Genomic DNA, 12,382 nt, shown 5'->3' with positions numbered 1-12,382 from the left:
CTACCATTCCAGGTTCTTAGCAGGGATAAGAGTATCATTCCTGTAATCTTCAACGACCCTTCCATCCTTAATTTTTATTACTTTATGTACCATATCTTTAATCGCAGTATTATGTGTAACAATTAACATTGTTGTACCGAATTTTTCATTAATTTGTTCCATAAGTATCAGCATTTCAATGGATGTGGAATAATCTAATGCTCCAGTCGGTTCATCGCACAGTAACAGCTTAGGATTTTTTACTAAAGCTCTTGCTATGGCACATCTTTGCTGCTGCCCTCCGGATAGTTGAGAGGGAAATTTATTTTTATGTTCTGCAAGTCCCAAGGTATCTAACAGTTCTTCAATGTTTAACGGGTTATTGGCTAAAAATTCTAACACCTGAATATTCTCTCTAACCGTTAAGTTAGGTATTAGATTATAAAACTGAAATATAAAACCTACATAATCCCTTCTATATAAGCTTAATTCTTTAGATTTTAATTTTGAAATTTCCTTATTTTCAATTGTAATGGTTCCTGAATCAACCTGATCTAGTCCTCCTATTACATTTAATAAGGTAGATTTACCTGATCCACTCGGCCCTAATATCACACAGCGCTCACCATTCTCAATAGAAACAGAGACCTTATTCAAGACCTGCGTATGAGTGGTGCCTGATTCGTAATACTTCTCTACATCCTTAATCTCCAGAAACACAATACTTTACCTCCCCTATTTAAAAAAACAAGTGAATAAAATCACATGAATAAAATATTATTTTCTATCAATGTATGAATAATTGTTCATGCTTTAAAGTGATTATATTTTACAAGTAATATTATGTCAATTAAAATCAATAAATAGGATTAAATACTTTTTTTCTCTTTTAATGCTGACCTACTTTAATTTGACGAATATTAATCCGTTTAGCCTTCGAGAAAATTCTAAGGTTCATAATAAAGAAAACAGACTTGGTTAGGAAGTAACTTACCAAGTCTGTTTTCTTTATTGGTTTAACTCAAATTAAAAACAAATAAAAAATAATTATATTCAAGAACAGGTGCTATCAGAACAGAGGTTTTTAATTATCTGCATTCAATTAATGAGGTCTTCCGAGGATACACTGATGGTTCTTAGTTTAGCAACAATTGAACCAAGCACCTGGGGTATACGTTCATTAAAGATAAGATGTACATTCTCGTCCAAAAGCATCAGCTCCTTATACGGTGCCTGAATCATTTCATATATGGTGCGTGTGTAACCTTCAGGAAATAAAGGATCACCCTTTGCCGCAATAACAATAACTGGGCACTTTATACTTCCATCTTGAATGGAACTAAGGTCCGCATTAAATAGGCTGGAAATGAAATAAAGCGGATAACTCATAAACCCAATAGGATCATCATAGAACTGCTGAATAATCCCCTTATCGCCCGATACCTTTTTTAAATCAAGATAGAGGCTTACAGGGATGGGAAGTTTCGGAACAATCTTAGCCAGATACCTTATACCATTAACCAACAACTTGTACTTGCTTTGAAGTGAATTTGGAAACCTCGTAACTACAATGGATTCAGATACTTGCGGGATGAGAATATTATGAGGGAATACAGCACGTATTCTGTCATCCTGACCCGCTAAAGCAATAGCTACAACACCGCCTTGGCTGGACCCCATAACCATCACGTTAGCGTTAAAATGCTTGCGGGCATAGGACACGGCATCCTTCCCGTTCTGGACGATATCTTCAAACGTAAACATTTTATGGATACGAGGGCTTTTACCATGGCTTATAGGGTGCACTCCAATAATGTTAAAGCCTTTTTCAGCAAGTGTACCGAGAAATTGCTCATAAAATAGTGGGTGGGTTGCAGTGCCAGGGATAAAAACGATGCAAGGATCCTCTACTCGATTTTTCCATAGTGATAATACAATAGGAGCCTTGCCTGAATGAATAATTACCTCTTCATATTGCACCCTATGCAGTTCCGCTGAATCATTCACAAACGGATGTCCCCTTTACATTAATCAATATTTTAAAACTCCAAAAATTTATCGTTTTATCTAAGAGGCCCCTACGAAGTTCGAACAATTTCAGGTTTGATTTTGAGCACACGCATTGCATTTAATACTGCAATAAGACTTACACCGACATCGCCGATAACAGCTTCCCACATAGTAGCTATTCCGAATGCTCCAAGTAAAAGGAAAAGTCCTTTCACAAGTAATGCGAAGACAATATTTTGCCAGACAATATTACGCGTTTTCTTGGCAACTTGCATAGCCGCAGCCAGTTTGGAGGGTTCATCCGTCATTATTACAATATCTGCTGCTTCAATGGCTGCATCAGATCCAAGTCCCCCCATAGCCACTCCAATGTCTGCTCTCGCCAAAACGGGAGTATCATTAATGCCGTCACCAACAAATATAATTTTTTCTTTTGGTAACTTTTTCGCATCCAGTTTTTCAAGTTCCTCTACCTTATGCTGTGGCAATAATTCCGCATGAACTTCATCCACTTCTAGACTACGTCCTATCGCTTCTCCAACAGCTTTATTGTCACCGGTCAGCATTATAATCTTTTTCACACCCATTTGTTTGAGTGAGCGAATAGCAGTTGCTGAATCATCTTTGACTTCGTCGGCAATCACAATGTAACCTGCATATTTGTGGTTAATAGCGACATGAACAATCGTTCCTACCTCTGTAGGTTTTACGAAAGATATTTCTTCGGACTGCATTAGCTTTTCATTTCCTGCAAGGACGGAGCTATTCTCAAATGTAACCTGGATGCCATGACCAGAAATTTCATTGTAATCAGTAATCCGATGCTCATCCAAATCGAAACCGTAGGCTTCCTTAATGGAAAGAGCAATCGGGTGAGAAGAGTAAGTCTCAGCGTACGCTGCATAGAGCAGTATATGCTCCTGATTCCAATCACTGGCAGAGACGATAGCCTTGACTTTAAATGCACCTTTGGTTAATGTACCTGTTTTGTCAAATACAACATATTTCACATTATTGAGGCCTTCTAAATAATTGCTGCCCTTTACTAGCACACCGTTTTTGGAAGCTGCCCCGATCCCGCCGAAGAAACCGAGTGGAATGGATACAACCAATGCGCAAGGGCAGGAAATGACCAGAAAGACTAAAGCGCGGTATAACCAGTCAGAGAAGGTCGCCCCACTGAATAAAAGGGGAGGAATCGTAGCAAGCAGTACTGCGATAATAACCACTACTGGAGTATAGTAACGTGCAAATTTTGTGATGAATTTTTCTGTCTCTGCCTTATTACTACTTGCATTCTCAACTAAATCCAAAATTTTAGCTACAGTAGATTCTCCGAATGTTTTACTTACTTCAATCGTCAACACACCGTTTATATTAATGAACCCGCTCAATACGTCATCTCCAGAAGCCACCTCACGCGGAACAGACTCTCCAGTCAGAGCAGAGGTATCCATAGCCGAGTGGCCGTCGATCACCTTTCCGTCAAGTGGAACCTTTTCTCCTGGTCGAACAATGATTCGTTCACCTACTCTAACCTCCTCTGGATTAACTTGTTTAGTTTCATCCCCAATTTTTACATTGGCGAAATCCGGACGGAGGTCCAACAGGGAACTGATTGATTTGCGTGACCGGTTAACGGCAATGCTCTGAAACAGCTCGCCAACCTGATAAAACAGCATGACGGCAACACCCTCAGGATATTCTCCAATTACGAATGCACCAATAGTAGCAATGCTCATCAGAAAGTATTCATCAAAAACTTGTCCCCTGATAATATTCTTAACCGCTCTCAGCAAGATGTCTCCGCCGATAATAAGATAAGCGATGATGAATAGAGAGAACCCAATTATTCCGTTTAAATTGAATATCATTCCTGTTGCACCTACTACAATGCTCGCCACTAAGCGTAAGATCATTGTTTTCACGCCGCTTTCACCATGATCATGACCATGTCCATGGCTATCGTCAATTACATTGTCCTTGGAGTCGTCATGGGAATGATTATGGGAAGTATTGTATGAGTCTTCATGATTAAGAGGCTTTGATTTTACTACAAGCTCGCCATGACTAGCTTCATTGTGGGAATGAGCACTTAGTTTTGGGACGGTTCCTTTTATACCACTAATAAATTTGATGTCCGGTTCCAGCGAGTTTACTTTTTTACGGACGAATCCCATAATTTCTTCTTCGTGTGTTGAATTTAACTCTATTATCATGGTCTGCTTTACATAATTTACAGAACATGATCTAACACCTTCAATTTTTTGTACGCCATTTTCAATTTTTAATGCACAATTGGCACAATCCAACCCTTTAAGCAGAACTTTACGTTTCACAGTGGCTGCATTTGCGGTTTCCATTACAATCACCTCTAATTTCAATATATGAACAATTGATCATGTATTATTTAAATTATATCTGGACTCTTGGATATTCGTCAAGTACGATTGTGTTTTTATTGCAGGAACAGAAAAATCCCCGTTAAAGAAATTCAACGGGGAGGGGGGTGAAGAATATTTAATTTACTCCATGTATTTAGTCACAATTGATTTGAACATTTTTTACAATTCAGTTTACATCCATACTCAAATAGCTAAGCAACTTATCGTCCTAGTCCACTAAATCTTTCTCCTCGCAAAATACTCACTTAATTTAGGAGATTCTCTTTAGTAGCAGTTACTGCTAATACTGAACTGCAGGAGTGTTAACTACTTGGTAGGTAGTGAACAAGGCATGTTATCTAAATAGATACGACACTGTAGACGATATCCATCTGTACAAATAAACTTCATTTGAAGTAAGTTCAATAAAATTAAATTTTGAGTGCTTGAAATTGAGTGTATTTGTTTCGCTAACTTCACGCATAACTAGATAAACAATAGGTTTCATGTTTGGCGGTTTGGATCAGCTTCAAGTTAATTCAGCTGACCCTACAGCTTAACCGATCCCCTGCTAGAACTATTAATGGTTCTTTTTAATTAATTTATTTTACATACTTCTTGGTATATTTAAGATTTCTTAAAACTCAGGTTGAGTTCCCTCAAACGACATTATTGAAAAATAAAGTTGTAGACTAGTGCTCCGGACGATGAAGCTGAGTTTCTCGTTCGGCACGACTGGCACTGGTTCATGTAATTTAACCCATAAGTATGCCGCAATGGCAAGCTTATGCTTCTAACCATATATGGAAAAGTTATGCTTCAATAAAATATTAGTCCCATATAATCTTAAGCAATAATGAGTCGTTATAAATTTCTTATCATTTCTCCATTCCCCTATAAATGGTTTAAAGAGAAATTTTTACGTAAAGTGTTTAAAAAACAATATATTAGGAGTAAAGTGCTTGAATTAACAACGTATATGAGTTGAAGAATCGTCAGCTTTTGACTATTCCAATAAACGAAGTAGCGACAGAATAAGATTAGATGAATAAAGGCTCAGTCTGCCGCTATTGTTATTCAATAACGGTTTCTGTTAGTCCCAATAAGCACGTTTTTTTATTACGCAATATCGTCGTACTGCGCAACAATCGCTATGGCTCTCGATGAAAAAGCTTCCTTAAGCTCCCATGAAAAATTAAATCTTCAGTAAGTGTAAAGAGGCAAAGTAAATAAGACGTAGTCCATTCACTTCTCTAGCTTGTATTTTGAAACTTTTCATTTTAGAGCCTGTAGGTTAAAATATTCACATAAACGAAACTTAGTTTCACTTAGCAGAACAAATAAGAATCATTAGGCAAGAGGAGAGGAGAGTTTATGCGAACCATATTTGATACTCACTTACACATCATCGATCCGCGTTTCCCATTAATAAGTAATCAGGGATTTTTACCTAATCCTTTTACTCATAAAGATTATCTTGAAAAGGTTCAGGGTTTAAGTGTCAAAGGTGGTGCGGTTGTATCTGGTTCCTTTCAAGGATTCGATCAAACTTATTTGATTGATTCATTACAAAAACTCGGCAAAAACTTTGTTGGAGTAACTCAATTACCACATGATACATCGGATGAAGAAATTATAAGACTTAATGGATACGGAGTAAGAGCTATTCGTTTTAATATCAAACGAGGAGGTTCAGAAGATTTATCTCATTTGGAGTACTTCGCAAGACGAGTACATGAGTTAGTAGGATGGCACTCAGAATTATATATTGACTCTAAATCATTACCAGAAATATCAACTATTTTAGAAAATCTTCCTGCTGTATCGGTAGACCACTTGGGTTTGTCTAAAGAAGGATTCAATAAACTTCTCTCTTTAGTGGATAAAGGAGTTAGAGTTAAAGCAACTGGCTTTGGCAGGGTTGAACTTGATGTGACACATGCTATTAGATCCATTTGTTCTGTGAATCCAGATGCTTTAATGTTTGGGACTGACTTACCATCAACGAGAGCAAAAAGACCTTATAATCATTCTGATATTGAACTTATTTACAATATTCTAGATGTGGAACAAACTGAAAAAGTGCTATATAAAAACGCGATTAATTGGTATATGAAGCAAGATTGTTGAGCTAATCTGCATGAAAACTTATAATGAAAAATTCAATAAATCATTGGAGGTCTTTATGGAATTTAAAACAGCAACTGTGAACCATCTCCCTGCAATTGTTCATTTATTGGCGGATGATGAATTCGGTGCTACCCGAGAGAGTTATAAACACCCACTTCCAAAAGAATACGTTGAAGCTTTTGAAAAAATTGAACAGCAGATTGGTAATTCCATAATCGTTGCTTTGGATAACAACAAGGTTATTGGTTGTCTTCAGCTTACAATTATTCCAGGGATATCAAGATTAGGTTCAATACGTGCTCAAATTGAGGGTGTTCGTATTGACAGGGGGTATCGTGGTAAAGGAATTGGAGAGTCCTTATTACGTTATGCTCTTGATGAGGCTAAAACAATGGGTTGCAAGATGATTCAATTGACAACAGATAAAAAACGTAAAGATGCTCATAGGTTTTATGAACGACTTGGATTTGTGGCTAGTCATGATGGTATGAAACTTTCGCTTAGTAATTAGTCCATTAAACTAACGGGACACGTTAGTTTAAAATAACAGCGGCAGTCTATGACTTTGGTTTTTAGTTCAGAGCTGCCGCGATAAGCTGTACTATCCTTCCCTTAGTACTCAGTTTGCGTCAAATGCGACACAAAACCTCCACTAATCTGCCCATTCACTTAATGAAACGCAAGCTGAAAAAAAGGCTGAAGGTCCGCTGCCTGCTGAACGGGAAACCGGGCTTTGTGCAGAGCATCCGGAGCGCGAGTTGCAGTTGCTCTTGCCGGCAACTGTTGTAGGCCGAGCCGAACAGGAAGTCCGGATCATAAAGAGCACGAATCTACAACTTTTAATTTCTGAATCTAACCTTTTTGGCTGAACACCAAAGCCAGTTTGCAGGCACTCCGCAAGGCTGCCGTTATGGAGCGAATCCGGTACCATTTTGATGACCATAAAAAACGGTATGGAGGTCCGAAGATCACCCGCCTGCTGCATCAGGAAGGCTATACGGTCACGGAACGCACGGTGAGTGTGTACATGCGAGAAATGAAGCTCCGCTTTATTGTATCTAAGCCATACCGTGTGCAAACGACCGATTCCAAGCATAACCATCTCATTGCACCAAACACACTAAACCAAGAGTTTAAGGTGCTTAAGCCCAATACCGTTTGGGTTATCGACATCACGTATATCCCTTGTCGCGGAGGTCGCTTATACCTAGCTAGCGTCATGGATCTATGCACCCGAGAAATCGTAGGGTGGCGGCTGTATAACCTATGGGAGACGAGCCTGGTCTTAGACGCGCTACAGGCGGCTTACACGGCGAAGCGACCCGGCGAGGGCCTCCTGCACCACTCTGACCGAGGGTCTCAATATACCTCAAAAGAATATGTCGACCAATTAGAGACATACCACATGACATCCAGCATGAGCCGTAAAGGAAACTGTTACAATAACGCCTGCATTGAGTCTTGGCACAGTATTTTAAAGAAAGAGCTCTTCTACTGTAATCCGCGCTTCAAAAACCCGGAACAGGCGTATGATGCTATTTTCCAATACATTGAGTTCTATTACAATCACAAGCGAATCACCGCTCGCTGGGGTATCTTTCCCCCGACCGCTTTGCTAAGCAATTCACTAAAAAATCCATTGCGTAACAGTCTACTTTCTTGACAGAAGTCCAAACTGATAACATTATTAATATTGAGCAAAAATTAATTGAATTGATTTCATAAAATACAATTTATTACATTAAAGAGTATATATTCTTTTTTTAATAAGCAGGACCACTTTAAAAATCATTTCCCAAAACTTGTTGAAGAGTTGAAAAATATAAATAATTCGTTATTAGCTGAGAAAAGAATGTTGCAGAAAAATGAATTAGTTAAACAGGTGAGGTATCATACTGAACAAATATATCTTTCCGGAGAATATCCAAGCTATCGATCCGTCATTTTATATGTTAATAAGATGAGTTTCAGCGCTGAACTAAGGGAATTGTGGCGATCTAAGTTAAAGAAACTCGGGGTTATAGAAAGAGTAAATCAATGGTAGAACTTCAGTATCCAAGAGAGCCAAAGATGGCTTTTTTATTTTTTGTTGATTGAATTTAAAAATAGGCAAAGTTATGAGTACAAATGGCAATATTTTGATTCATTCTGTGGTAATAATATGCGTTAAACAATAGTTCACCGTGTAAAATTAACAGTTCCCGTTTAATACTTTATTTTCTTTGAGTACTTGCACCTCCTAGCTATCTCCCATATTGGGCATAACACTAAGTAAAGGGCTCGATATCAGCGGTTATCGAGCCCTTTACTCTTACTTATAAAATCAGTTTTTTAACAGTAGTTCCATCTTAGATTAGAATCTGATCCAACCCGCTACTTATTTGAAAAACTTGCTAAGCATCTTCTTGTTCAACAATCTAAATCTTGGCCGTTGGTAGCAATAACTTTTCTATACCAATCAAATGATTTCTTTTTAGTTCGCTTAAATGTGCCTTGCCCCTGATCGTTTCGGTCCACATAAATGAACCCATATCTTTTTTTCATTTCACCTGTACTTGCACTTACAATATCAATTGGACCCCATACGGTATAACCAAGTAACTCTATCCCGTCATAATCAACCGCATCTCTCATTGCACGAATATGTTCACTTAAATAAGATATCCGATAGTCATCTTCTATATAACCATTAGAGTCGGGAATATCTGCCGCTCCTAAACCATTCTCCACAATGAATAATGGCTTTTGATAACGGTTGTAGATATCATTCATCGTAATTCGCAAGCCGAGCGGATCAATCTGCCATCCCCAATCACTCGCTTTTAAATATGGATTTGGCAAACTTGGGAACAAATTCCCTCCAATTGTACCAGTCTGTTCAGGGTCAGCGCTGACCACGCTGGAGGAATAATAGGAAAAACCAACATAATCTACGGTATGTTGCTTTAATAACTCTTGATCTCCTTCTACGAATGGAAGTGCAATATTCTTCCGCTCCAGTTCCTTTAACGTATAACCAGGGTATTCCCCTCTCACTTGAACATCTATAAAGAAATAACTCTGATTTTCTACCTGCTTGGCTTTCCAGATATCCTTCGGATCGCAAGTTCTTGGATAAGGGGCGTTCGCAGCCAGCATGCAGCCTATTTTATTCATGGGATCGACCTCATGAGCAATCTTAGTGGCTAAGGCACTGGCCACCAACTGATGATGACTTGCCGCATATTTAACTGCCTGAGCATTCTCGTGCTCTTCAATATATAGACCTGCTGCTAAAAACGGAGCCTCCAAAACCATGTTGATTTCATTAAAAGTGATCCAGTAGGTTACGAGCCCTTTGTACCGGTTAAAAATTTCCGTACAAAGACGTTCGTAGAAGGTAACCAGTTTCCTGTTCCGCCAGGACCCATATTCTTCAACAAGATGCATTGGCACGTCAAAATGAGTAATCGTTACAAGAGGTTCAATATTATATTTGTGGCATTCCTTAAATATATTCTCGTAAAATTGAAGCCCTGCTTCATTAGGCTCATTCTCATCACCCTTTGGGAAAATTCGGCTCCAGGCAATCGATAACCTGTAAACCTTAAACCCCATTTCAGCGAACAAAGCAATGTCTTCTTTATAACGGTGGTACATATCAATTGCTTCTTTAGCAGGATAATAGCAATTATCGTCAAAATCAAACATTTTGATTTTTCCCATCAGGACGCCCTCGCGGGATTCTCCTGTAGGGCTTAAATCAACATTAGCCAGCCCCCTGCCATCATCATTATAAGCGCCTTCCGATTGATTTGCTGAAGTAGCTCCGCCCCAAAGAAATCCTTCTTTAAAACCCATATTAATCGCTCCCCTTATGCTAATTGTTTTACCTATTATCCGTAACTGCCGTTTATAGCAATCCAGTTAATAACACTTCACCTGCATTCAATATGGTTGCTTTCGTTTCAATTACTTCAAGATAATCAAATGTATTGGTAACAATAATTGGTGTTTCGAGAGAGAAACCTTCCTTTTCAATTGCTTCCTTATCAAAAACAACCATTTTCTGGCCTTTTTTCACGATGTCTCCTTCTTGTACGAAAGCTTCAAAATGTTTTCCCTTCAGCCTTACAGTGTTAAAGCCAACATGAATTAATATTTCCATACCTTCATCCGATACCAGCCCGACAGCATGTTTGGTAGGAAAAAGAGTAACTACCTTGCCGTCAAACGGAGCTGATAGCACACCTGTCGAAGGACGAATGGCGATGCCTTTACCTAATAGTTCCTGAGAAAACGCTTCATCCTTTACTTCTTTAATTGAAAAGATCTCACCGTCCATTGGACTAAACATAGTATGTTTTTTGCTGGTACTGGATTCAATCACTGTATTTTGAACTTCTTTGGTCTTGGGTTCTTTATTCTCATCTTTAAACATTACAAGTGTTAAGCCAAAGGAAACGATCATTGCGAATACTACTCCAATGACAGCGATCATAATATTAGCAACACCAGGTTCGTTCGGATCAATCATGGTCAAAAATTCAAATACTCCCAAACCTCCGAAAGTGAATTCTCTTAGGTTGTATAATCCGTAAAAGCCGCCGGCAACCCCCGACACAATACAGCTCATAATAAACAGCTTCTTGCGGGGAAGGGTAATTCCGTAGACAACAGGCTCTGTGATACCGAATAAGGCTGATATGGCTGCAGGTATCCCTAACGCTTTCAGATTTTTATCTTTTGTCTTAATAATAATTGCGATAACAATTGCCATCTGGGAGAACGAAGTCGCAAAGACAGAAGCCATAATTGTGTCGTATCCCATGGTCGTCATATTGTTAATGTATAGAGGAACGATTCCCCAGTGCAGACCGAATACAATCAGAACTTGCCATAAGAGACCTAGCAAAAATCCTGCAAACAGCGGGCTTGTTTCCCGTACGGCAAGAATTCCTTGGGCAATTAGTTCGGAAGCGTAGCTAGCTACAGGACCTATTAGTAAAAATCCCAAAGACAACGAAACCAATACTGTAACCATAGGAACCATGAAAAACTTAATTACACTCGGTACAATCTTATCCAAGATATTCTGAACTTTTGAAGCAAAATAAACAACAATGATTATAGGTAGTACCGTAGATGTATAATTCATGCTGATCAAAGGAATGCCGAACAAATCCAAATATACAGGAGAATCTAAAACAGAGCCGCTAAACAATGTGTACAGAGGTTCTCTACTCCCGGCCAAAGCATCCAGCTGAATGGCAGGGTAACACATAGCCAAGCCGATCAACAATCCAATGAAAGGTTGAACTTTAAATTTAATAGCCGAAGTGTATCCCAAAAATACAGGGAGGAACATAAAGAGCGCATCGCCCATTGCATTAATGACCATATAAGTTCCGCTATCAGCTGAATACACTCCTAACGTGCTAAATAAAGTATTAAAACCCTTTAGCATTCCTGCAGCACATAAAATACCAAGGATAGGCTGAAACAAGCCTGAAATAACATCAATAAAGGCATCCAGTGGTTTTTTCTTCTTTGCCTTAGTTTCCTTTGTATCATTTAATGCACCCTCACTACGTTTAGCGAAGACATTCACCTCACCATACACCTCTGACACTTGGTTGCCAATGACGACCTGATACTGACCCCCTGAGCGTACAACCGTAACGACACCATCCATATTTTTAATGACCTCGTCGTTCGGAATAGAATCATCTTTCAAATGAAATCTTAATCGTGTAACGCAATGCGTCAGTTCGGTAATGTTTTCAGCACCACCGATTTCTTTCACGATTTCTTGCGCTAGTTTTTGATACTTGCTCATTCTTTACTTCCTCCATATCTATATTGAAATAGCATAGTGAAGGGTTTGGCCAACTTAATGT

8 protein-coding genes are annotated in these 12,382 nt (G+C 38.8%); 3 read left to right on the top strand and 5 right to left on the bottom strand.

The window, feature by feature from the left end; genetic code table 11:
• The 3 genes from BLR64_RS00790 to BLR64_RS00780 form a co-directional block, all read right to left on the bottom strand.
• Positions 1–699: an ABC transporter ATP-binding protein gene (locus BLR64_RS00790; protein ID WP_090711235.1), complete on the bottom strand. Its 699-nt coding sequence runs from the start codon at positions 697–699 to the stop codon at positions 1–3.
• Between the two features lie 378 nt (positions 700–1,077).
• Positions 1,078–1,986, bottom strand: coding sequence for an alpha/beta hydrolase (locus BLR64_RS00785; protein ID WP_090711233.1), 909 nt, complete (start codon positions 1,984–1,986; stop codon positions 1,078–1,080).
• A gap of 71 nt (positions 1,987–2,057) precedes the next feature.
• The gene (locus BLR64_RS00780; protein WP_090711232.1) at positions 2,058–4,352 is read right to left on the bottom strand and encodes a heavy metal translocating P-type ATPase; all 2,295 of its coding nucleotides are present in this window, start codon (positions 4,350–4,352) and stop codon (positions 2,058–2,060) included.
• Positions 4,353–5,747: 1,395 nt separating this feature from the next.
• On the opposite strand from BLR64_RS00780, the gene BLR64_RS00775 reads away from it, so the two are divergent.
• The 3 genes from BLR64_RS00775 (at position 5,748) to BLR64_RS31165 (ending at position 8,166) form a co-directional block, all read left to right on the top strand.
• On the top strand, positions 5,748–6,503 hold the full coding sequence (locus tag BLR64_RS00775; protein WP_090711230.1) for an amidohydrolase family protein: 756 nt from the start codon (positions 5,748–5,750) through the stop codon (positions 6,501–6,503).
• A 55-nt stretch (positions 6,504–6,558) separates the two neighbouring features.
• Complete coding sequence (locus BLR64_RS00770) at positions 6,559–7,014, top strand: GNAT family N-acetyltransferase (protein ID WP_090711228.1); 456 nt, start codon at positions 6,559–6,561, stop codon at positions 7,012–7,014.
• A gap of 354 nt (positions 7,015–7,368) precedes the next feature.
• Positions 7,369–8,166, top strand: a complete 798-nt coding sequence (locus BLR64_RS31165) for an IS3 family transposase (protein WP_139171894.1) — start codon at positions 7,369–7,371, stop codon at positions 8,164–8,166.
• A 746-nt stretch (positions 8,167–8,912) separates the two neighbouring features.
• Here BLR64_RS31165 and BLR64_RS00760 read toward each other — a convergent pair.
• Together BLR64_RS00760 and BLR64_RS00755 are read right to left on the bottom strand one after the other, a co-directional pair.
• Complete coding sequence (locus BLR64_RS00760) at positions 8,913–10,343, bottom strand: 6-phospho-beta-glucosidase (RefSeq protein WP_090711224.1); 1,431 nt, start codon at positions 10,341–10,343, stop codon at positions 8,913–8,915.
• 52 nt (positions 10,344–10,395) lie between these two features.
• The gene (locus tag BLR64_RS00755; protein ID WP_090711223.1) at positions 10,396–12,321 is read right to left on the bottom strand and encodes a beta-glucoside-specific PTS transporter subunit IIABC; all 1,926 of its coding nucleotides are present in this window, start codon (positions 12,319–12,321) and stop codon (positions 10,396–10,398) included.
• Positions 12,322–12,382 lie beyond the last annotated feature (61 nt).

Origin of the sequence: Paenibacillus typhae, assembly GCF_900099765.1 — a bacterium.
Taxonomy (GTDB): domain Bacteria; phylum Bacillota; class Bacilli; order Paenibacillales; family Paenibacillaceae; genus Paenibacillus_AQ; species Paenibacillus_AQ typhae.
Note: the sequence above shows the minus strand (reverse complement) of the source record. Positions and strands in the feature narration are given on the sequence as shown.

What these genes read in the sequence shown, in the direction of transcription:
- BLR64_RS00755 (WP_090711223.1), bottom strand. Translation starts at nt 12,321, where the DNA reads ATGAGCAAGTATCAAAAACTAGCGCAAGAAATCGTGAAAGAAATCGGT.
- BLR64_RS00775 (WP_090711230.1), top strand. Translation starts at nt 5,748, where the DNA reads ATGCGAACCATATTTGATACTCACTTACACATCATCGATCCGCGTTTC.
- BLR64_RS00760 (WP_090711224.1), bottom strand. Translation starts at nt 10,343, where the DNA reads ATGGGTTTTAAAGAAGGATTTCTTTGGGGCGGAGCTACTTCAGCAAAT.
- BLR64_RS00770 (WP_090711228.1), top strand. Translation starts at nt 6,559, where the DNA reads ATGGAATTTAAAACAGCAACTGTGAACCATCTCCCTGCAATTGTTCAT.
- BLR64_RS00780 (WP_090711232.1), bottom strand. Translation starts at nt 4,352, where the DNA reads ATGGAAACCGCAAATGCAGCCACTGTGAAACGTAAAGTTCTGCTTAAA.